Origin of the sequence: Mycobacterium sp. 94-17 (assembly GCF_035617725.1) — a bacterium.
In the GTDB taxonomy this organism is placed as follows: Bacteria; Actinomycetota; Actinomycetes; order Mycobacteriales; family Mycobacteriaceae; genus Mycobacterium.
In genome coordinates, this window is the sequence record NZ_JAPIYN010000011.1 from 35790 (window position 1) to 57819 (window position 22030).

Below are 22030 nucleotides of genomic sequence, written 5' to 3' on the forward strand. Positions count from 1 at the left end.
TTGAGGCGAGCTGCGGTCGTGAGCAACATAAGTTCACCATTCGGGCAAAACGAATGGCTGGTCGAGGAGATGTACCGCAAGTATCGCGACGACCCCTCGTCCGTCGATCCGAGCTGGCACGAGTTCCTGGTCGACTACAACCCCGAGTCCGCCGGCGAATCCGCACCGGCCTCCCCGACCAGCGGTGATGGCCCGCCGCCCGCCGCCCCAGCCCCAGCCGCGGCCGCGGCCGCGGCTGCAACGACGAAGCCGGCGGCGGCGCCCGCGCCACCGACCGAAACCGTCAAGCCCGCCGCCCCCGCAGGCGGGACCGCCGGCAATGGGGCCGCGGCGCGGCCGGCCAAAGCCGCCACACCTGCGCCCGCGGAAGGCGACGAGCTGCAGACGCTGCGCGGCGCCGCGGCGGCCGTCGTCAAGAACATGTCGGCGTCACTGGACGTGCCGACGGCGACCAGTGTGCGTGCCGTTCCGGCCAAGCTGCTGATCGACAACCGGATCGTCATCAACAACCAGCTCAAGCGCACCCGGGGCGGCAAGATCTCGTTCACCCATCTGCTGGGCTACGCGCTGGTGCAGGCGATCAAGAAGTTCCCGAACATGAATCGGCACTACGCCGAGGTCGACGGCAAGCCCACCGCGGTGACACCGGCGCACACCAATCTTGGCCTGGCCATCGACCTGCAGGGCAAAGACGGCAAGCGTTCCCTCGTGGTCGCCGGGATCAAGGGCTGCGAAACCATGCGGTTCGCACAGTTCGTCACCGCCTACGAAGACATCGTGCGGCGCGCCCGCGACGGCAAGCTGACCGCCGAAGACTTTGCCGGCGTGACCATTTCGCTGACCAACCCGGGCACCATCGGCACCGTGCACTCGGTGCCGCGGCTGATGAACGGACAGGGCGCGATCATCGGGGTCGGCGCCATGGAGTACCCCGCGGAGTTCCAGGGCGCCAGCGAGGAACGCATCGCCGAGCTGGGCATCGGCAAGCTGATCACCCTGACGTCCACCTATGACCACCGCATCATCCAGGGCGCGGAGTCCGGCGACTTCCTGCGCACCATCCACGAGATGCTGCTGTCGGACGCTTTCTGGGACGACATCTTCCGCGAGCTGGGCAACCCCTATCTGCCGGTGCGCTGGAGCACCGACCACCCCGACTCGATCGTCGACAAGAACGCCCGGGTGCTGGAGTTGATTGCTGCCTACCGTAATCGCGGTCACCTGATGGCCGACATCGATCCGCTGCGGTTGGACGGCAGCCGGTTCCGCAGCCACCCCGACCTCGAGATTCTCAACCACGGCCTGACGCTGTGGGATCTCGACCGGGTGTTCAAGGTCAACGGCTTCGCCGGGTCCGAGTACAAGAAACTGCGCGACGTGCTGGGGCTGCTTCGCGACGCCTACTGCCGCCACATCGGCGTGGAGTACACCCACATCCTCGATCCCACCCAACAGGAATGGCTGCAGCAGCGCGTCGAGACCAAGCACGTCAAGCCGACCGTGGCCGAGCAGAAGTTCATCCTGAGCAAACTGAACGCGGCCGAGGCTTTCGAAACCTTCCTGCAGACCAAATACGTTGGCCAGAAACGCTTTTCACTGGAAGGTGCGGAGAGCATCATCCCGATGATGGACGCGGCGATCGATCAGTGCGCCGAGCACGGACTCGACGAGGTGGTCATCGGGATGCCGCACCGCGGCCGGCTCAACGTGCTGGCCAACATCGTCGGCAAGCCCTATTCGCAGATCTTCTCCGAGTTCGAGGGCAACCTGAACCCGTCGCAGGCGCACGGCTCCGGCGACGTCAAGTATCACCTGGGCGCCACCGGCGTGTATCTACAAATGTTCGGCGACAACGACATTCAGGTGTCGCTGACCGCCAACCCATCGCACCTGGAAGCCGTTGACCCGGTGCTGGAGGGTCTGGTGCGCGCCAAGCAGGACCTGCTCAATCACGGCGCTGAAGACCACGGGGACGAAAAAGCGTTCTCGGTGGTGCCGATGATGCTGCACGGCGACGCCGCGTTCGCCGGTCAGGGCGTGGTCGCCGAGACGCTGAACATGACCAACCTGCCCGGCTACCGCGTGGGCGGCACCATCCACATCATCGCCAACAACCAGATCGGCTTCACCACCGCGCCGGAGTACTCACGGTCCAGCGAGTACTGCACGGACGTCGCGAAGATGATCGGGGCACCGATCTTCCACGTCAACGGCGACGACCCGGAGGCCTGCGCGTGGGTGGCCAAGCTGGCCGTCGACTTCCGCCAGGAGTTCAAGAAGGACGTCGTGATCGACATGCTGTGCTACCGCAAGCGCGGGCACAACGAGGGCGACGACCCGTCGATGACCAACCCCGCGATGTACGACGTCGTCGACATCAAGCGCGGAGTCCGCAAGAGCTACACCGAAGCCCTGATCGGCCGCGGCGACATCTCGATGAAAGAGGCCGAGGACGCGCTGCGCGACTATCAGGGCCAGCTGGAGCGGGTGTTCAACGAGGTCCGCGAGCTGGAGAAACACGGCGCGCTGCCGAGCGAATCGGTCGAGGCCGACCAGATGTTGTCTGCGCACCTTGCCACCGCGGTGGACAAGGCTCTGCTGGCCCGCATCGGTGACGCCTTCCTGGCGACCCCGGACGGCTTCACCGCGCACCCGCGGGTGCAGCCGGTGCTGGAGAAGCGGCGCGAGATGGCCTACGAGGGCAAGATCGACTGGGCCTTCGCGGAGCTGCTGGCGCTGGGCACGCTGGTGGCCGAGGGCAAGCTGGTGCGGCTGTCGGGTCAAGACACCCGGCGCGGCACCTTCTCCCAGCGGCACTCGGTGATCATCGACCGCAACACCGGTGAAGAGTTCACGCCGCTGCGGCTGCTGGCGAGGAGCCCCGACGGCACCCCCACCGGAGGCAAGTTCCTGGTCTACGACTCGCCGCTGTCGGAGTATGCCGCCGTCGGCTTCGAGTACGGCTACACGGTGGGCAACCCCGACGCCCTGGTGTTGTGGGAGGCGCAGTTCGGCGACTTCGTCAACGGCGCGCAATCGATCATCGACGAGTTCATCAGCTCCGGTGAGGCCAAGTGGGGCCAGCTGTCCAGCGTCGTGCTGCTGCTGCCGCACGGCCACGAGGGCCAGGGCCCCGACCACACCTCGGGCCGCATCGAGCGCTTCCTGCAGCTGTGGGCCGAGGGTTCGATGACGATCGCGGTGCCCTCGACGCCGTCGAACTACTTTCACCTGTTGCGCCGGCACGCTCTCGACGGCGTTCAGCGGCCGCTGATCGTGTTCACGCCCAAGTCGATGCTGCGCAACAAGGCGGCGGTCAGCGACGTCCGGGACTTCACCGAAATCAAGTTCCGCTCGGTGCTCGAGGAACCCACCTACGAGGACGGCATCGGCGATCGCGGCAAGGTCACCCGGCTCCTGCTGACCAGCGGCAAGGTTTACTACGAGTTGGTGGCGCGCAAGGCCAAGGACAACCGCGACGACGTGGCGATCGTCCGCATCGAACAGCTGGCCCCGCTGCCGAAGCGGCGCCTGAACGAAACGCTGGACCGCTACCCCAATGCCACGCAGTTCTTCTGGGTCCAGGAGGAACCGGCCAACCAGGGCGCGTGGCCGCGATTCGGGCTGGAGCTCCCCGAACTGCTGCCCGACAAGCTGACCGGGCTCAAGCGGATCTCGCGGCGGGCGATGTCGGCGCCGTCGTCGGGATCGTCCAAGGTGCACGCCGTCGAGCAGCAGGAGATCATCGACACCGCGTTCGCCTGATCGAGCCACCCGCAAGAATCGGGGACCGCCGGTACCGGCTAACCTCGACGCAAACGTGCCGATAAGGAAGGGTGCTCATGCAAGGGTTCGCCGGCAAGGTCGCGGTGGTGACGGGCGCGGGTTCAGGTATCGGGCAGGCGCTGGCCCTGGAGCTGGCCCGCTCGGGCGCCAAGGTGGCGATCAGCGACGTCGACATCGAGGGCCTGGCCGGCACCGAGGAACAGCTCAAGGCGATCGGCGCGACGTTCAAGTCCGATCGGCTCGACGTGACCGAGCGGGAGGCCTTTCTGGCCTATGCCGACGGCGTCAAGGAGCACTTCGGCAAGGTCAACCAGGTCTACAACAACGCCGGCATCGCTTTCACCGGCGACGTCGAAGTCAGCCAGTTCAAGGACATCGAGCGGGTGATGGACGTCGACTTCTGGGGTGTCGTCAACGGCACCAAGGCGTTCCTGCCGCACCTGATCGCCTCGGGCGACGGGCACGTCGTCAACGTGTCCAGCGTGTTCGGGCTGTTCGCGGTGCCCGGGCAGGCGGCCTACAACTCGGCCAAGTTCGCGGTGCGTGGGTTCACCGAAGCGCTGCGCCAGGAGATGGGGGCGGCCGGCCACCCGGTGGCGGTGACCACGGTGCACCCGGGCGGCATCAAGACCGCCATCGCGCGTAACGCCACCGCCGCCGACGGCCTCGACCAGGCCGAGCTGGCCAAGTTGTTCGACAAGCGGCTGGCCAAGACCACCCCCCACCGCGCCGCCCAGATCATCCTGGACGCCGTGCGCAAGAAGAAGGCGCGGGTGTTGGTGGGCCCCGACGCGAAGTTCCTGGACATCCTGGTGCGGCTGACCGGATCGGGCTACCAGCAGCTGTTCGGTCCGGTGATGGGGCGGTTGCTGCCCAGGCCGTGATCGTCAGCGCCCGAGCGGGTGCTCGGCCAGCCAGCCGCCGGCCACCGCCTGCGGGTCGGCACCGGCGCCCACTTGCCGGCGCATCTCGACCAGGGCGGCGGTGTCCAGCACACCGGCCACTTCGTTGATCGCCAGCAACTGTCGATCGCTCAGCGTGTTGCGGCGGTAAAGCGGCGCCACATTCTCCGCGCGGATCAGCGCGGGTTTGCCGTCGGCCAGCGCGACGAGGTCGCCCGGTGTGGCGGGGTCGGCCGAGGTGGTCCAGCCCGCCGTCAGCTGCCCCGTCCGGATCGCGGCGAACATCGTTGCGCCATCGGGGAATTCACGTGGCTGGCCAAGCCTGCAGGAGCCGACCGCCGACGGCTGGTGATGTCCGGCGACGGTCCCGACGACGAGGCCGTCGCAGTGGCGCGGCAGCGTGGTCAGGTCCGCGCTGACATCGCTACCGCCCCACGCCTTGGCGGTGGGCTGGCTGACCAGCAACACCGGCTTGTCCTCGGCGGCCGTCGTGTAGTCGCCCGCCACCACGCCCTCGGGCAGGGCGGCGATCATCGCGCGGTAGACGTCCTTGTCCGACATTGCCGTCGCGCCGGGCTGCAAGGTCTCCAACGTGCGGCCGGTGAACACGGGCAGGACGGTGAATGCGCCGGAATCCAGTTGCGGCCTGGGGTCGTCCGCGGTGGCGGCCCGAGCAGCGAAGCCGTAGGACCGCAACGCCGCGACGTAGATATCGGCCAGCAGGATCGACTGGCCGTCCGGCCAAGACCCGACCACCGATTCGGGAGCGGGGCGGCGCTCGTCGCAGCCCGCCACCGCCAGCAGCGCCGCCAGCAGCAGCGCGGCCAGCCTGGTCACACCGGGATGTCGGCCCCGTCGGCTGCCGCGAAGGCAACCGCGGCAGCTACCGCCTCCCCGACGCGCAGGTCCAGCGGGCTGGGGACGATCCGGTCCGGCGCGAGGTCATCGACGGCGACGGAGAAGATCGCTTCGGCCGCGGCGACCTTCATTTGCTGGGTGATGCGCCGGGCCCCGGCATCCAGAGCGCCGCGGAACAGTCCGGGGAACGCCAGCACGTTGTTGATCTGGTTGGGGAAGTCGCTGCGACCGGTGGCCACCACCGCCGCGTACCTGGCCGCGACCTCGGGGTGAATCTCCGGGTCGGGGTTGGACAGCGCGAACACGATCCCGCCTGGAGTCATCGTCGCGATCAGTTCCTCGGGCACCACCCCCGCGGACAGCCCGAGGAACACGTCGGCCTCGGCGAGCGCTTCCACCATGCCCCCGGCCAGGCCCCGCGGGTTGCTGCGCCGCGCGAGGTCGGCCTTCACGCTGTTCATGCCATCGCGGCCGAGGTGCAGGATGCCGCGCGAGTCGAGCACCGTCACATCCGAAATCCCGCTAGCCAGAAGAAGATTCGAGCACGCGACGCCGGCCGCCCCGGCACCGGACACCACGACCCGCAGCGTGGTCATGTCGCGGCCCAGCACCCGCGCGGCGCCCATCATCGCCGCCAGCACCACGATCGCGGTGCCGTGCTGGTCGTCGTGCATCACCGGGCAGTCCAGCGCCTCGATGAGCCGTTGCTCGATCTCGAAGCAGCGCGGCGCGGAGATGTCCTCGAGGTTCACCGCACCGAACGTCGGGCGCATACGGATCAGCGTCTCGACGATCTCGTCGGGATCCTTGGTGTCCAGCACGATGGGGATCGCGTCCAGGCCGGCGAACTCCTTGAACAGGCCACACTTGCCTTCCATCACCGGCAGCGATGCCGCGGGCCCGATGTCACCGAGACCGAGCACGGCGCTGCCGTCGCTGACGACGGCCACCAGGCGGCTCGCCCAGGTGTAGCGGCCGGCCAGCGTGGCGTCGGCGGCGATCGCGCGGCTGACCTGCGCCACGCCCGGGGTGTAGGCGACCGAAAGGGCGCGCTGGCTGTCCAGCGGGGCCGTCAGGCCGATCGAAAGCTTGCCGCCGACGTGTGCGTCGAAGATCTCCGCGTCGCTGATTCCGCCCTGCTCGGCGTTCTGTATCGATTCAAGCAATTCGGACACGGCCCCAGGGTACTGACTACTCATTAGTAGCCCTAATTTGCGACGTGTGCGGTCGATCTCAGATGAGTTTCAACTCCGTGACGGCGGAGCGCTCGTCGACCAGCTCGGCGGTGGTCTTGTCGATGCGGCCGCGGGAGAACTCGTCGATATCCAGCCCCTGCACGATCGACCAGTTGCCGTCCTTGGTGGTCACCGGGAACGACGACACGATTCCCTCCGGAACCCCGTAGGAGCCGTCGGAGTAGACCGCCATCGACACCCAGTCGCCCTCGGGGCTGCCGAGCAGCCAGGACCGGGCGGCGTCGACGGTGGCCGACGCGGCCGAGGCGGCCGAGGAGGCGCCCCGCGCGTCGATGATCGCCGCGCCGCGCTTGGCGACCGTCGGGATGAAGTCGTTCTCGATCCAATTCTGGTCGTTGACCACCTCGGCGGCGTTCTTGCCGCCGACCTCGGCGTGGAAGATGTCGGGGTACTGAGTGGCCGAGTGGTTGCCCCAGATGGTCAGCTTCTTGATGTCGGTGACGGCGGCGCCGGTCTTCTTGGCCAGCTGGCTGATCGCCCGGTTGTGGTCCAGGCGGGTCAGCGCGGAGAACCGCTCCTTGGGGATGTCGGGGGCGTTGCTCAGCGCGATCAGCGCGTTGGTGTTGGCCGGGTTGCCGGTCACGCCGATGCGGACGTCGTCGGCGGCGACGGAGTTGAGCGCCTTGCCCTGGGCGGTGAAGATCGCGCCGTTGGCCTCCAGCAGGTCGCTGCGCTCCATGCCCGGGCCGCGCGGCCGGGCGCCGACCAGCAGCGCCAGGTTCACGCCGTCGAAGATCTTGTTCGCGTCCGCGCCGATCTGGACGCCGGACAGCAACGGGAACGCACAGTCGTCGAGCTCCATCACGACGCCCTCCAGCGCCTTGAGGGCGGGCTCGATCTCAAGGAGGCGCAGCTCGATCGGGCGATCGGGGCCCAGCAACGAGCCACTGGCCAGGCGGAACAACAGGCTGTAGCCGATCTGGCCGGCGGCGCCGGTGACAGCGACCTTGAGAGGACTTGCGCTCACGTCGGTTCTGCTCCTTTGACGGATTGTTCATCTGACGGATCCACTTGACGGGTTCGGGGTCGAAACTAGCGCACCGGCGCCGCCGCGAATTCGCCCGGTCCGACCGGCGGCGGGGAATTCGCTGCCAGCGGCGCCGCTCGTCTCCTGTTGTTGCCCCGAGACGCGTACGATGAACCACCGCTCAGCAGGCACACGCGGCGATAGGAGGTGGACGTGTTTCCTGGATTCGACGCTTTGCCCGAAGCACTGAGACCGGTCGCGCGGCCGCGCACTCAGCACGTCCACGCGGTGGCCGACCCGGCGACCGAGACGCTCATCGACTGCGGTGTCTACCTCGACGGCGATCGGCTGCCCGGCAAGTGGGCGCCCACCGACGCGCTGGCCAAGGTGCGGGAGCTGGGCCTGTCCGGGCAGAACGCATTCGTGTGGGTGGGGCTGCACGAACCCTCCGAGGCGCAGATGCAGGATGTCGCCGACGTGTACGGACTGCACCCGCTCGCGGTCGAGGACGCCGTACACGCCCACCAGCGGCCCAAGCTGGAGCGCTACGACGAGACGCTGTTCCTGGTGCTCAAGACCGTCAAATACGTGCCGCACGAGTCGGTGGTGCTGGCCCGCGAGATCGTCGAGACCGGGGAGATCATGATCTTCGTCGGTGCGGACTTCGTGGTCACCGTCCGCCACGGTGACCACGGCGGGTTGCACGAGGTGCGCAAACGGATGGACGCCGACCCCGAGCACCTCCGGCTGGGCCCCCACGCGGTGATGCACGCGATCTCCGACTACGTGGTGGACCACTACCTCGAGGTCACCGAGTTGATGGAGGGCGACGTCGACGCGATCGAGGTGGTGGCGTTTTCTCCCGGCCGCAAGATCGACGTCGAACCGATCTATCTGCTCAAGCGCGAGGTCGTCGAGTTGCGCCGGTGCGTGGCCCCGCTGTCGGGTGCGTTCGCGCGCATGCAGACCGAGAACAAGGACCTGATCTCCAAGGAAGTGCGGCGCTACCTGCGCGATGTCGCCGACCACCAGACCGAGGCCGCCGAGCAGATCGCCGCGTACGACGACATGCTCAACTCGCTGGTGCAGGCCGCGCTGGCCCGGGTCGGCATGCAGCAGAACATGGACATGCGCAAGATCTCGGCCTGGGCCGGCATCATCGCCGTCCCCACCATGGTCGCCGGCATCTACGGCATGAACTTCCACTTCATGCCCGAACTGGACGAGAAGTGGGGCTACCCGACGGTGGTCAGTGCGATGGTTCTCGTCTGCATACTCCTCTACTTCCGGTTCCGGAAGCAGGACTGGCTCTAGCGGACGTCGCACGGCGTGCACTCGTTGTGCGATTTTTCGGCCGATTTTTCGCCCGCATTGCACGTTCGGCGCGGTCAATTAGGTTGCGCGGCATGGCGATCAGGGTCGAGCACGTCAACCCCGTCGTTGTCCCACGCTTGGCGCATCGCCTCGGCGCCCTTGAGCCGCACCCACGCCGCCTCGGTGGCGGTGATGGGGGTCGCCGACAGGAACCGCACCGGCTCCCTGGGCGGATCCAACGCAAGGTCGGCAATATCGCTGCGGTCCAACAACATTGCCGTGAACGGCGCCCGGCTCCACAGCGGCGTGCCCAGATCGATCAACGCGTCGGGCACCAGCACCGTGCCCTCCACCGCGGGTGCGGCGGCCACTATCGCCAGGCTGCGTGCCAGTCCGGTCACCGATCCCGGATCACGCAGGCGCAGAATAATTTCCGCACGTGGCCCCGTTTCGTCGGTGACGAACTCGGCCGGGTCGGTCATCGGGTGGCGGGAGCAGCCCAGCGTCACATAGTGCGTCACCCCCTCGGCGTGGAAGCGGAGCACCTCAATGGTCTCGGTGCCCAGAAATGTCACGCTCGCCGAATCGGGCTGCACGCCGGCGAAGTGATCGCGCAGGTGTGCGCGGACGTGGTCCAGCATCACTCGGTGGGCGCGACGGTGAGGTTGACACCGGAGTCGGCGTCGAAGACGGCTATCTTGGAAGTGTCGAACGCCAACTCGATCGATTGCCCGATGGCGGCTTTGGATTCAGCCGGAACCCTTGCCACGAACTGGTTTTCGTGGGCGCCCGACTCGGCGGCCAGCTCGTCCAGCTGGGCCGAGTGCGCGGCCCACGCCGCGGTGGAGAAGTAGACGTACTTGTCCGCGCCCAACGACTCGACCAAGTCGACTTTCACCTCGAAGCTCAGCGCCCTGATGCGCTGGTAACCGTCGATCAGTCCGGCATCGGACAGATGCTCGGGCCGCGCGCCGACGATGACGTTCGCCGGTCGCGGATGCCGGGCGATCACCTCTTGGACTTCGGGTGCCAACATCACCTCGCCGAACGGCAGGGTGAGCCCGACGGGCGTGAGCGTGGCGGGGAAGAAATTCATCGCCGGCGAGCCGATGAAGCCGGCGACGAAGAGGTTGGCCGGATGCTCGTACAGCTCGTCCGGTGCGCCGATCTGTTGCGCGACACCGGAATGCATCACCACCACGCGGTCGCCGAGCGTCATGGCCTCGGTCTGGTCGTGGGTGACGTAGACCGTCGTGGTGCCCAGCCTCTTCTGCAGCCTGGCGATCTCGCCGCGCATCTGCACCCGCAGTTTCGCGTCCAGGTTCGACAGCGGCTCGTCCATCAGAAATGCCTTGGGATGACGCACGATGGCGCGGCCCATGGCCACCCGCTGCCGCTGCCCGCCCGACAACTGCGATGGCTTGCGATCCAAAAGCTGGGTCAAGTCAAGGGTTTTCGCCGTCTCCTCGACCTTCTGGGCGATATCGGACTTCTTCATCTTTGCCAGGGTCAACGGAAAGGCGATGTTCTGCCGCACCGTCATGTGCGGGTACAGCGCGTAGGACTGGAACACCATCGCGATGTCGCGGTCTTTGGGCGCCTTCTCATTCACCCGTTCGCCACCGATGCGCAGCTCGCCCGACGAGATGTCCTCGAGTCCGGCAATCATGTTCAGTGTCGTGGTCTTGCCGCAACCCGAAGGGCCGACCAGGATCAGGAATTCGCCGTCGGCGATGGTGAGACTCAGGTCTTCCACCGCCATCGCACCGTCGGGATAACTCTTGCTGACGTGGTCCAGCACAATCTCGGCCATCGAGTCATCCCTTCACCGCGCCGGAGGTCAAACCGGCGACGATTCGTCGTTGGAAGATTAAAACAAAAACGATCACGGGGACCGTGATCACGACGGCGCCGGCCGCGATCGAGCCCGTCGGCTCCTCGAACTGCGAACTGCCGCTGAAGCTCACGATCGCCACCGGCGCGGTGATGGCCGCCTTGGTGGCCGTCAGCGTCAACGCCAGCAGCAGGTCGTTCCAGGCGAAGATGAACACCAGGATCGCCGCCGTCACCACGCCCGGCGCGGCCAGCGGCACGATCACCTTGCGGAACGCCTGAGCCGGGGTGGCGCCGTCGATTTTCGCCGCCTTCTCCAAATCCCAAGGGATCTCCCGGAAGAAAGCCGACAGCGTGTAGATCGCCAGCGGCAGCGCGAAGGTGATGTAGGGCAGAATCAGGCCCGGCCAGGTGTCGAACAAGCCGATGAAGCGCTCGATGTTGAACAACGGCGTCACCAGCGAGATCGCGGGGAACATGGTGATCAACAACGCTAGCCCGACCAGTAACCGCTTGCCCGGAAAGTCCAGCCGGGCAATCGCGTACGCCGCCATCGCACCGATTACCACCGCGATCGCAGTGGTGATCAACCCGATCCCCACGGAATTGATCAGCGCCGAACTGAAGAAGTCCCCGCGAAAGATGCCCCGGTAGTTGTCCATCGATATCGACGACGGAATCAGCTTGCCGTCCTTGATCGTTGAGCTCGGCTTCAACGACAGGCTGAAGATCCACACCACCGGAACGAGCGCATACACCACCACAACGGTGTCGATGACGGCCCAGATCGCGGTGCGTCCCGCGCGCGCCGGCCCGTTAGCGACCATCGGCATCACCCCCGGGCGCCGAAGCGCCGAACACCTTGATGAACACCCACGCGATCGCACCGGCGCAGACGAATATCAGCACGCTGATAGCCGAGCCGAGCCCGACGTTGAAACCCTTGAACAGGTTGTCGTAGCCCAGCATCGACACCGATCCGGTGTTGTTGGCGCCGTTGGTGATCACGTAGATGTTGTCGAAGATGCGAAACGCGTCCAGGGTCCGGAACAACAGGGCGACCACCACCGCCGGCTTGATGATCGGCAGGGTGACTCTGGTCAGCCGTCGCCACGCTCCCGCGCCGTCGACCTGGGCGGCTTTGACCAGATCCTCCGGGACGAGCGCCAGGCCGGCCAGCAACAGCAGCGACATGAACGGCGTGGTTTTCCAGACCTCGGCGAGGATGACGATCGCCAGCGACGGGATCTGATCGGTCAGCGGCGCGCTGCCCTGCGGTAGCAGGCCGGCCAGGTAACCGGTACCCGGCGTCCACGCGTAATACCAGCTGTACGAGGCGACCACGGTGACGATGCCGTAGGGGATCAGGACCGCGGTGCGGACCAGGCCCCTGCCGACCAGGGTGCGGTGCATGACCAGTGCCAGCGCCAGGCCCAGCACGAATTCCAGGGACACCGAAACCGCGGTGATGCCCAGCGTCACCATCAGCGCGGTCCACCAATAACGGTCACTTAGCACGGTCACGTAGTTGTCCAGCCCGACGAACGCGGTGTCATCGGGGACGGCAAGGTTGTTGCGCTGCAGGCTCAACCACACGGCGTAGCCGATCGGATATGCCGTCACCGCCAGCATCAGGACCGCCGCCGGTGCGACCAGGTACAACGCCAGCCGCCGCTCCGACGAACGGGCGCGCAGCCGCAGTGGCACGAAAGGTGTTCGCGCGGTGCTGGTTTCGGTGCCAGCATGCGTCACGGCAGCAATCCTTTCCCGTCGATCGCCTTCTGCACCTGGGTGCTCAGTTCGTCGGCGGTCCGCTCGGGGTCGATCCGGCCGATCGGACTCAGGGCCGCGGCGAGCCGGATGGCCACGCCCTGGTAGACCGGCGTCGCCGGGCGCACCGCCGCATCGGTGAGCTGGCGTCGAATGATGGTGTACATCGGGTATTTGCTCTGGAATTGCGGATCGGAATACAGCGAGGCCCGCACCGGGGGCAGGCCGCCTTCCACCGAAACGTACTTCTGGTGCTGCAGATTACGCAGGCAGCGAATGGCTTCGAACGCTTCGGCACGGTGACGGGTGGTGCTCGCCACCGCCAAGTTCGCCCCACCGATGGTCACCTTGGCCGGGCGGCCCGGCGCCACACCCGGATACGGCGCGAAGCCGAAGACTTTACGGCTCGCCTGATACGCGATGCCGAATTGCTCGTCGGTCGGCACGAACACCCCCGCGCCGTTGATGCTGCCGGCCAGTCGCGGATTCCTGTTGAGCGGCAGGAAGGGCACCCCGCCCTTCACGGCGTTCGCCAGCATCGACGCCAGCGCGTACGGCCAGTTGACCGCGAGCGCCGCCCGGCCTTGTTCCACCGCCAGCCGCGCGGTGCTCTCGTCGGTCCGGCTGATCGACGGATCGCCTCCGGGCGCGACGGCGACCGACTTGAGGATGCGCAGCGCATTGACGGTCGCGGCCCGGTGCGCCGGGGTGTCGGTGAGCGTGACGTGGCGGCCGTCCTCGGAGAGCACCTGGCCTCCCCCGCTCGCCAGCAGCGTGTTGAACCAGACCACCAGTCCTTCGCCCTCGTTGGCCTGCACGCCGATCCAGCTGGGCCGGCCCGCGTCGTGCAATCTAGTGGCCTCGGACACCATGTCGTCCCATGTTCGCGGCGGCTGAGTCACCAAATCAGGTCGATACCACAGTAATTCGGTGTTGGTGGTGACGGGTGCGCCGAAGAGCCTGCCCTGCCAGCGCGCCGTCGACAGCGGCCCCGGCAGCGTGTCCATCGTGGCGTCGGCCTCGGCGCGCCCCTCGGGATCGTCGGACAACGGCAAGGCCCAACCGGCCTCGGCGAACTCGGCCGTCCACACCACGTCCAGCGACATCACGTCCAGCGTGCGGTCGTGCCCGGTCAGCCGGCGGGCCAACTGCAGACGCTGCTCGCCGGGGGCCCGCGGCAGGCTGATCTGCGCAATCGCGAAGCGGCCGTTGAACTGCTTCGTGCAGTCCTGGGCCACCGCGGTGAACGTCGCGCCGTCGGCGGCCGTCGTGTAGAAGCTGATGACCAGCCCGCGAGTACCCGAACCGCACCCCGAAGCCGCCGCGACGATGATCGACGCCGCGAGCGCGATGGCGCCTATCCGGCGCACGAGCCCACGACGACTCACCACCAGTTCACACCTCTCGCGCGCCTCAGATCGCCAAGCGCGCCAACAGGTCCCGCGCCTTTTCTGCGTTTTGCGGATCGCAGAGCACGTCGTAGCGTCCGGCTACCAACTGCATGGTCGAGCTGAAATCCCTTGTGCCACGGGCCATCGAATAGGGAACAGCGGAAGTGATGAGCCCGAAGAAGACGCCCGCGACCAGACCCGTGGCCAGCGCCCCCCAGGGGTTGGGGCTGAAAAAGCCGAGCACGAGCCCGATGAACAACCCGAGCCATGCCCCACTCAGCACGCCGCCGCCAAGCACCTTCGGCCAAGTCAGCCTGCCGGTGACCCGCTCCACCTGCATCAGGTCAACACCGACGATGGTCACCTGCTGCACGGGGAATTGCTGGTCGGACAGGTAGTCGACGGCGCGCTGCGCCTCGGCGTAGGTGGGATAGGACCCGACCGGCCAACCCCGCGGCGGCGTCGGCAATCCGGGCGTCCCGCGACGCCCCGCCGCACCCGCGGGCGTTGCGCCGGGAACCTGGCCAGGCTGGAAAGGATTAGTCATCGCCGCTCATTGTGCTCCGCCTCGGCCGTCGTTTCATCTCAGGGTTCCCCACTCCCCGTCACCTGCGTCAACACGCCGCGCCCGGGCGGTGGGAGTTCGAACCGTCGCGGCGTCCTCGCGTGACCGCCGGCGATTCGCGGCGGCATCCGCCACCTGCGCATGGGCTAGGTTGAACACCATGACAGCTCCCGGGGGCGGCTTCGGCGAGGGCGGGCACGACGACAAGGCCGGCCCGCCCGCCGGCGGCGAAGCCGCCGGCCAGTCGGACGCGACCGCGCCCTGGCAGCCGCCCGCCGCGCCACCGCCAGCCGCATCGGCGCCGCCGCCGGCGTATCCCCCGCCGAACCCCGACTATGCATCCGCCTACCCGCCGTACTACCCACCGCCCGTCCCTCCGCCACCGGGGTACGAGCAGTCGGCCGGCTACGGCATTCCGGCCTATCCGCCGCCACCTGCGCCCTATGGAGGCCCGCCCACCTACGGGCCTCCCGCGTATCCGGGCGGCTACTACCCGTCGCCGGACTACCGGGGCGCGTACTACGCGACGCCACAGAAGGCCGGGACGAACGCGCTGGCGATCGCCTCTCTCATCTCGTCGTTCACCGGGCTGTTGTGCTGCATCGGATCGATCGTGGCCATGGTGCTGGGCGCGATCGCCGTGAGCCAGATCAAGCGGACCGGCCAGGACGGCTTCGGTCTGGCAGTCGCCGGCATCGTCATCGGAATCGCCACCTTGGGCGTCACTTTCGTGTTCCTGCTCTTCGCGCTGCACACGCATTAGCGCGCGGCGAAGCCGGGCGCTAAGCCAACGGGCCGACGGCTGCCTAGGCTCTACCTCCATGGGATCGGTCAACAGGGTTTACGTCGCGCGGCTGTCGCGGATGTTGGTATTGGGTCCGCTCGGCGAATCAGTCGGGCGAGTGCGCGATGTCGTGATCAGCATCAGCATCGTGCGCCAGCAGCCGCGCGTGCTCGGGTTGGTCGTCGACTTGGCGACCCGGCGCAGCATCTTCATCCCGATCTTGCGTGTCGCCGCCATCGAGCCCAATGCGGTGACGCTGAGCACCGGCAGCGTGTCTCTGCGTCATTTCGTCCAGCGGCCCGGTGAGGTGCTGGCGATCGGTCAGGTGCTCGACACCGTCGTCAAGGTCAGCGACCCGGAATTGCCGGAGCTGGCCGGCCTGGACGTGGTCGTCACCGATCTGGGCATCGAGCAGATCCGAACGCGGGACTGGATGGTGGGCCGGGTCGCCGTGCGCACGCAGCGCCGGCTGCGACGGCGGGGCCCGGTCCACGTCGTCAACTGGCACAACGTGCAGGGTTTGACGCCCTCGGCCCTGGCGCTGCCGGGCCAAGGCGTGGCGCAACTGCTGGACCAGTTCGAGGGTCGCAAACCTGTCGACGTGGCCGACGCCATCCGCGGGCTGCCGCCGAAGCGCCGCTACGAAGTGCTCAAGGCGCTCAACGACGATCGGCTGGCCGACATCCTGCAGGAGCTGCCCGAGCTGGATCAGGCCGACGTGCTGTCGCAGCTGGGTACGGAGCGATCCGCCGACGTGCTCGAGGAGATGGATCCCGACGACGCGGCCGACCTGCTCGGCGTGCTGAACCCGACCGACGCCGAGACGCTGCTGACCCGGATGGATCCCGGGGATTCGGCCCCGGTTCGCCGCCTGCTCACACATTCACCCGACACCGCGGGCGGCTTGATGACCTCGAGCCCGGTCGTGCTGACCGCCGATACGGCGGTCGCCGAGGCGCTGGCCCGCGTCCGCGATCCCGACCTCAGCGCCGCGCTGTCGTCCATGGTGTTCGTGGTGCGTCCGCCCACGGCCACCCCCACCGGGCGCTACCTGGGTTGTGTGGCCCTGCAGCGACTGCTGCGCGAGGCGCCCGGCGAACTGGTCGGCGGGATCGTCGACAGCGACCTGCTGACCTTGGCGCCCGAAACACCGATGTTCTCCGTGACCCGCTACTTCGCCGCGTACAACCTGACGTGCGGGCCCGTCGTCGATGACCAGAACCATCTGTTGGGTGCGGTTACGGTCGACGACCTGCTCGATCACCTGCTGCCCCAGGACTGGCGGGTTGACATGCAGGAATTCGACACCGCCGGCCGGTTCGACGCACTGGGAGGATCCTCGTGAGCAAGTCCGCGGCTCCCCGGGGGCTCTACACCCCACGGACATCCCGCAGGTACTCGCCTCGGCTGGACCCCGACACCGTCGGGCAGTTCACCGAGTCGATCGCGCGCTTCTTCGGCACCGGCAGGTACCTGCTGCTGCAGACCATCGTGGTTTTCGTGTGGATCGCGCTGAACCTGCTCGCGGTGGGGCTGCGCTGGGATCCCTACCCGTTCATCCTGCTGAACCTGGCCTTCTCCACGCAGGCCGCCTACGCGGCGCCACTGATCCTGCTGGCGCAGAACCGCCAGGAGAACCGGGACCGCGTCGCGCTCGAAGACGACCGCCGCCGGGCGGCGCAGACGAAGGCCGACACCGAGTATCTGGCGCGCGAACTTGCCGCCCTGCGGCTGGCCGTGGGCGAGGTCGTGACGCGTGAATACTTGCGCCACGAGCTCGATGACCTGCGCGAATTACTGACACACCCGCGACCGGAAATGGCGGATGCCGACCCGGTTGCGCACGGCGACGCACTGGAGCGGACGGCTAAGAAATCGAGATGAGAACCATTTCCACCATTGCGCCGCTCGTAACACGAGAGTTATGTATGGTGATCTGGTTCACGCAGCTGGACAGAAAGCAGACCCAGGCTCACATCTAGGACGGTCGAGTGCGCATAGGGGGAAGCCGGGGTGAAGACCCCGCCGCCGCAACTCTGCGGCAGCGAGCACTCCGGGACACGCGCAAGCCGATTTTCGGCGTGGCAATGATCGCACCATTGGTATTCGCGGGCGCCGTCAGCGGAGCGGCTCCTTCGCTTCCGGTGCGGATGCCGCCGGTACACACGGCCGTCACGCCGGTGGCCGCGATCTCCCCCACCCATCCCGACCTCACCGGCCCCGCCGTCGTCGCGGTCGACCATGGTCCGACCGTCTTCCATGTCGCCGAGCCCGCGTTGTCCGCTCCGCCGCCGGCGATGATCGTGAATGCGCGTGGCGCGCTGGGTATTCCAAGCATCGCGCTGGCCGCGTACCGCAATGCGGAACAGAAGATGGCCGTCGCCGCACCGGGCTGCGGTGTCAGCTGGAACCTGCTGGCCGGGATCGGCCGGATCGAATCGGGCCACGCGGGCGGCGGCGCGGTCGACGCGCGCGGCACCGCGATCAGCCCGATTTACGGTCCGTCCCTGGACGGCACGCTGCCCGGCAACGAGACCATCATTCAGAGCAGCGCCGGCAACCGCGTCACCTACGCCCGCGCGATGGGGCCGATGCAATTCCTGCCGGGGACTTGGGCGCGCTACGCCTCCGACGGCAAGGGCGACGGCGTCGCGGATCCGCAGAACATCTTCGACGCCACCCTGGCGGCCGCCCGGTACCTGTGCACCGGCGGACTCAACCTGCGTGACCAGTCGCAGGTCTTGACCGCGATCCTGCGGTACAACAACTCGATGCCCTACGCGCAGAACGTGTTGGGCTGGGCGGCGGCCTACGCCACCGGCGTCGTGCCGGTCGACCTGCCGCCGATGACCGGACCGCCCCCGCCGCTGGGCGACGCGCACTTCGAGCACCCCGAAGGACTCGGGCCCAACCTGCCGATGAACATCAACGGCCTGCCGCTGAACGACCCGCTGGCCCGCGTCCCGCTGATCGATTTGAGCAGCCCGGTGGCGGGCAGTCCTCAGCCGATGTTCCCGTGGATGACGCCCCAGCAGGCGCCGGCCCAGACCCCGGGTTGCACGGTGATCTGCATCAGTTCGCAGGGCACGCCGCCCGCGGGCCCGCCGCCACCGTTCGCGCCGCCCGCTCCGCCGCCACCGTTGGCGCCCCCCGCGCCCCCGCCGTTCGGTGCGCCGCCGCCGTTCGGTGCGCCGCCGGACGCCGGCCCCCCGCCGGTGGATCCCGCCGCAGGGCCCGCACCGGCCGCGCCGGCTCCCAAGCGTGCCGGCCAGTCGGGCACGCCGAAGCAGCCGGGACCCGCGTCGGCCAACTGAGCGGGTGACCGGGCGCAGCGGGTCGCCGCCAAACAGCTCCGTCGCGATCGCAAGCGCGGTGAAACCGGGCGCAGCGGGTCGCCGCCAAACAGCTCCGTCGCGCACGCCTACACTCGGCGGTGATGTCCCGCGATGACTCTTCTCATTCAGCAACCGACCTGACCGCGGCTGTCCGCGCCGCCCTGGGCAAGGTGATCGACCCCGAACTGCGGCGTCCGATCACCGAACTCGGGATGGTCAAAAGCATCGACACCGAGCCCGACGGCGCGGTGCACGTCGCGATCTACCTGACCACCGCCAGCTGCCCGAAGAAAACCGAGATCAGCGATCGCGTCAGCCAGGCGGTCGCCGACGTCCCGGGCACCGGCGCGGTCAAGGTCACTCTGGATGTGATGAACGACGAGCAGCGCACCGAGCTGCGCAAGCAGTTGCGCGGGGATGCGCGCGAGCCGGTTATCCCGTTCGCACAACCGAATTCACTGACCCGGGTGTACGCCGTCGCGTCCGGCAAGGGCGGGGTCGGCAAGTCCACCGTCACGGTCAACCTGGCGGCGGCGATGGCGGCCCGCGGCCTGTCGGTCGGTGTGCTGGACGCCGACATCCACGGCCATTCCATCCCCCGGATGATGGGCACCACCGATCGGCCCACCCAGGTCGAGTCGATGATCCTGCCGCCGATCGCGCACGACGTGCGGGTCATCTCCATCGCTCAGTTCACCGAGGGCAACACCCCGGTGGTGTGGCGCGGGCCGATGCTGCATCGCGCGCTGCAGCAGTTCCTGGCCGACGTCTATTGGGGTGATCTGGATGTGCTGCTGCTCGACCTGCCGCCGGGGACTGGCGACATCGCGATCTCGGTAGCGCAGCTGATCCCCAACGCGGAGATCCTGGTGGTGACGACACCCCAGCTGGCCGCTGCCGAGGTTGCCGAGCGGGCCGGCAGCATCGCGATCCAGACCCGCCAGCGCGTCGTCGGCGTGGTGGAGAACATGTCCGGGCTCACCCTGCCCGACGGCTCCACGCTGCAGGTGTTCGGCGAGGGCGGCGGCCAGCAGGTGGCCGAGCGGCTGTCCCGGGCGGTCGGCGCCGACGTGCCGCTGCTGGGGCAGATCCCGCTGGATCCCGAGCTGGTGGCCGCGGCCGACTCCGGCACGCCGCTGGTGCTCAGCGCGCCCGATTCGCCGGTCGGCAAGGCGCTACGCGGAGTGGCCGACACCTTGTCAGCGCGCAAGCGTGGACTCGCCGGCGTATCGCTCGGGCTCGATCCGACCCGGCGCTGAGCGCACGACGCCGACGATGCGCCGCTCGACGGCGGTCAGGTCGCGTCGACGTCGAAGGGCGCGTGATCGCCGGGCTGCCTGTCCGGCCCCGGCGCCTGCCTTGTTGCATCGGCCGGACCCGGCTGCGGAGTGAGTGACGGCGCGCCGTTGACCGGTCGCTCGAAGCTGCCGGTCAAGAAGGAGTCGTCGCCGTCCAGCAGGTGCTTGGTCAACGCCGCGCGCGGGGTCATGCCCCGTAGCTTCTGCAATTCGCTGAGCGGAACCCGCAGCTCGTCGAACTCCGGCCCGAGGTCCTCGCGCAGCTGACTGGTTACACCGCCGAGGTAGTCCCGCGCCTGGCGCAGGGCGTTCGACGTCCACCGGATGGCACCCGGCAGCCGCTCCGGACCGAGGACCACCAGCCCGACCACGACGAGGACGAGCATGTGCTCCCAGCTCAGGCTGCCGAACATCAGCTGTCGGGGTCTGGTTTGACGGTCAGCGTGACGTGCCTGCCGTCGCGGACGACCTCGATCGGGGAGTCCTGCCCGATTGTCAACTGCCGCACGGCGACGACGAACTCGTCGGCGTCGGCCACCTTGCGGTTGCCGACCTTGACGACGACGTCGTTCTCCAGGATTCCGCCCTTTTGCGCGGGGCTGCCCGCCTTCACGTTGGCCACCTGGGCGCCCGACGCGATCGCATTGCTCACCGACCGGGTGCTGACCCCCAGCGTGGGGTGCACGATCTTGCCGTCCTTGATCAGCGTTTCGGCGACCTGCTTGGCCTCGTTGATGGGGATCGCGAAGCCCAGCCCACTTGCGCTGTCGGACAACGACTTTCCCGCGGTGTCGATGCCGATCACCTGCGAATCCATGTTGATCAGCGGACCGCCGGAGTTACCGTGGTTGATCGACGCGTCGGTCTGCAGCGCGTCGATCACCGTGTCGGTGTCCGAGCCCTCCCCCGACAGCGGCACCGGCCGGTGCAGCGCGCTGATGATGCCGTGCGTCACGGTGCTGCGCAGGCCCAGCGGCGCACCCGCGGCCAGGACCTCGTCACCCACCCGGACCTTGTCGGAGTCGCCGAGGCGGGCCACCGACAGGTTGTCGACGTTGTCGACCTTCAGCACGGCCAGGTCGGTCTTGGGGTCGCGGCCCACCAGGTTTGCCGGCACCTCTTTGCCGTCGTTGAACACCACCGTCGTCTTGAACTGGCTGGGGTTGTTCGCCGCCTCGGAGATGACGTGGTTGTTGGTGACGATGTAGCCGCGGCCGTCGATGACGACGCCGGAGCCCTGCATGCCCTCTTGGTCGCTCTTGGACTCGATGGTCACCACGGCGCCCGTCGTCGCGGCCGCCACCTTGGCGAAGCGCCCCGCCGGGCCTTCGCCGTTGCCGTTGGTCGACAGCGTCACCTTGGAGGTGGTGAACGCCTCGGCGACCTCGGCCGTCTTGCGCCCGATCAGACCGCCGAGCATGCCGATGACCAACGCGATCAGCAGCAGCACCAGCAACGCGAGATAGGACACCTTGCCGCCGAACAACACGTCGCGCACGCCCAGTTTGCCGCCGTAGCCCGCCGCGATCCCGGGTCGCGACGGCGCCACCGCCGGCGTGCCCAGCGCCGCCGCGGCCCCCGGGTCTCGCCAGGGATCGTCGAACTCGTCGGGCTCGGCGCCGTTCTTCTCGGCGGTCAGCGCGCCGGCGTCCACCGGGTGGCGTTGCAGCGAGTCGGGACTTCCGTCCGGACGGTGAAATGCCTCCTGCAGGACCGGGTCGGCGCCTCGGCTACTGGGCCGGAATTCGGACTGATCCCGGTACTTCTGCGGACGAACCCGTTCGGCCACGAACGACCCGCGCAGCCCGTCCGGACGGCCGAACTCCCGGGTCGATGCGGGGTCGACCGGCGGACGCGAGAGGGGGCGGGGCGCCAAGCGGTTGCCGCCGTCTCTTGCTCGGTCTGTTGCTTGGTCTTTTGCTTGGTCTTTTGCTTGGTCGAAGCCTTGGTCGGAGGTCACGTTATCCCTTT

The 22030-nt window shown here is 68.0% G+C and carries 19 protein-coding genes; 8 read left to right on the top strand and 11 right to left on the bottom strand.

Translation table 11 applies throughout. From position 1 onward, the window contains the following. Positions 1-18 precede the first annotated feature (18 nt). On the top strand, positions 19-3765 hold the full coding sequence (locus OQ789_RS14405) for a multifunctional oxoglutarate decarboxylase/oxoglutarate dehydrogenase thiamine pyrophosphate-binding subunit/dihydrolipoyllysine-residue succinyltransferase subunit (protein ID WP_324686612.1): 3747 nt from the start codon (positions 19-21) through the stop codon (positions 3763-3765). Positions 3766-3842: 77 nt separating this feature from the next. Next, positions 3843-4670: an SDR family oxidoreductase gene (locus tag OQ789_RS14410; RefSeq protein WP_324686613.1), complete on the top strand. Its 828-nt coding sequence runs from the start codon at positions 3843-3845 to the stop codon at positions 4668-4670. Between the two features lie 3 nt (positions 4671-4673). On the opposite strand, the gene OQ789_RS14415 is transcribed toward OQ789_RS14410, so the two are convergent. From OQ789_RS14415 to OQ789_RS14425, 3 genes are read right to left on the bottom strand one after another with little or no spacing between them, the layout of a single operon-like run. Then, the gene (locus tag OQ789_RS14415; RefSeq protein ID WP_324686614.1) at positions 4674-5525 is read right to left on the bottom strand and encodes a glycine betaine ABC transporter substrate-binding protein; all 852 of its coding nucleotides are present in this window, start codon (positions 5523-5525) and stop codon (positions 4674-4676) included. Then, positions 5522-6721, bottom strand: a complete 1200-nt coding sequence (locus tag OQ789_RS14420; protein ID WP_324686615.1) for an NADP-dependent malic enzyme — start codon at positions 6719-6721, stop codon at positions 5522-5524. Before OQ789_RS14420 ends, OQ789_RS14415 begins: the two co-directional genes overlap by 4 nt. 58 nt (positions 6722-6779) lie before the next feature. Continuing rightward, the gene (locus OQ789_RS14425) at positions 6780-7769 is read right to left on the bottom strand and encodes a malate dehydrogenase (RefSeq protein ID WP_324686616.1); all 990 of its coding nucleotides are present in this window, start codon (positions 7767-7769) and stop codon (positions 6780-6782) included. A gap of 213 nt (positions 7770-7982) precedes the next feature. On the opposite strand from OQ789_RS14425, the gene corA reads away from it, so the two are divergent. Further along, the gene (corA, locus tag OQ789_RS14430) at positions 7983-9083 is read left to right on the top strand and encodes a magnesium/cobalt transporter CorA (RefSeq protein WP_324686617.1); all 1101 of its coding nucleotides are present in this window, start codon (positions 7983-7985) and stop codon (positions 9081-9083) included. 74 nt (positions 9084-9157) lie between these two features. Here corA and OQ789_RS14435 read toward each other — a convergent pair whose 3' ends face one another. Genes OQ789_RS14435 through OQ789_RS14460 form a run of 6 tightly spaced genes read right to left on the bottom strand, consistent with a single transcriptional unit; the run spans position 9158 to position 14624 of the window. Continuing rightward, positions 9158-9724, bottom strand: coding sequence for a suppressor of fused domain protein (locus OQ789_RS14435; RefSeq protein WP_324686744.1), 567 nt, complete (start codon positions 9722-9724; stop codon positions 9158-9160). Then, positions 9724-10896 (bottom strand): sn-glycerol-3-phosphate ABC transporter ATP-binding protein UgpC, encoded by a 1173-nt coding sequence (locus OQ789_RS14440; RefSeq protein WP_324686618.1) that lies wholly within the window; start codon positions 10894-10896, stop codon positions 9724-9726. The genes OQ789_RS14435 and OQ789_RS14440 overlap by 1 nt, the downstream gene beginning before the upstream one ends. Positions 10897-10900: 4 nt before the next feature. Next, a complete protein-coding gene (locus OQ789_RS14445) occupies positions 10901-11743 on the bottom strand; it encodes a carbohydrate ABC transporter permease (RefSeq protein ID WP_324686619.1) in 843 nt (280 codons plus the stop codon). Continuing rightward, a complete protein-coding gene (locus tag OQ789_RS14450) occupies positions 11733-12668 on the bottom strand; it encodes a carbohydrate ABC transporter permease (RefSeq protein WP_420716115.1) in 936 nt (311 codons plus the stop codon). The genes OQ789_RS14445 and OQ789_RS14450 overlap by 11 nt, the downstream gene beginning before the upstream one ends. After that, positions 12665-14077 (bottom strand): extracellular solute-binding protein, encoded by a 1413-nt coding sequence (locus tag OQ789_RS14455; protein ID WP_324686620.1) that lies wholly within the window; start codon positions 14075-14077, stop codon positions 12665-12667. The genes OQ789_RS14450 and OQ789_RS14455 overlap by 4 nt, the downstream gene beginning before the upstream one ends. A gap of 22 nt (positions 14078-14099) precedes the next feature. Beyond that, positions 14100-14624 (bottom strand): general stress protein, encoded by a 525-nt coding sequence (locus tag OQ789_RS14460; RefSeq protein WP_067355668.1) that lies wholly within the window; start codon positions 14622-14624, stop codon positions 14100-14102. A 178-nt stretch (positions 14625-14802) separates the two neighbouring features. Between OQ789_RS14460 and OQ789_RS14465 the strand changes: the two genes are divergently transcribed. The 5 genes from OQ789_RS14465 to OQ789_RS14485 all read left to right on the top strand — a co-directional run bounded on the left by OQ789_RS14465 (position 14803) and on the right by OQ789_RS14485 (position 20020). Beyond that, a complete protein-coding gene (locus OQ789_RS14465; protein ID WP_324686621.1) occupies positions 14803-15405 on the top strand; it encodes a DUF4190 domain-containing protein in 603 nt (200 codons plus the stop codon). 58 nt (positions 15406-15463) lie between these two features. Further along, positions 15464-16771, top strand: coding sequence for a magnesium transporter MgtE N-terminal domain-containing protein (locus OQ789_RS14470; RefSeq protein ID WP_324686622.1), 1308 nt, complete (start codon positions 15464-15466; stop codon positions 16769-16771). Beyond that, positions 16768-17310 (top strand): DUF1003 domain-containing protein, encoded by a 543-nt coding sequence (locus OQ789_RS14475; protein WP_324686623.1) that lies wholly within the window; start codon positions 16768-16770, stop codon positions 17308-17310. Before OQ789_RS14470 ends, OQ789_RS14475 begins: the two co-directional genes overlap by 4 nt. A 107-nt stretch (positions 17311-17417) precedes the next feature. Then, a complete protein-coding gene (locus tag OQ789_RS14480) occupies positions 17418-18740 on the top strand; it encodes a lytic transglycosylase domain-containing protein (protein WP_324686624.1) in 1323 nt (440 codons plus the stop codon). Positions 18741-18862: 122 nt separating this feature from the next. Then, on the top strand, positions 18863-20020 hold the full coding sequence (locus tag OQ789_RS14485) for an Mrp/NBP35 family ATP-binding protein (RefSeq protein ID WP_324686625.1): 1158 nt from the start codon (positions 18863-18865) through the stop codon (positions 20018-20020). 35 nt (positions 20021-20055) lie between these two features. Here OQ789_RS14485 and tatB read toward each other — a convergent pair whose 3' ends face one another. Further along, entirely contained in the window at positions 20056-20472 is a 417-nt protein-coding gene (tatB, locus tag OQ789_RS14490; RefSeq protein ID WP_324686626.1) for a Sec-independent protein translocase protein TatB, read from the bottom strand. After that, positions 20472-22019 carry a S1C family serine protease gene (locus OQ789_RS14495; protein WP_420716116.1) on the bottom strand — a complete coding sequence of 516 codons (1548 nt, stop codon included), beginning with the start codon at positions 22017-22019 and terminating at the stop codon, positions 20472-20474. Before OQ789_RS14495 ends, tatB begins: the two co-directional genes overlap by 1 nt. Positions 22020-22030: the final 11 nt, after the last annotated feature.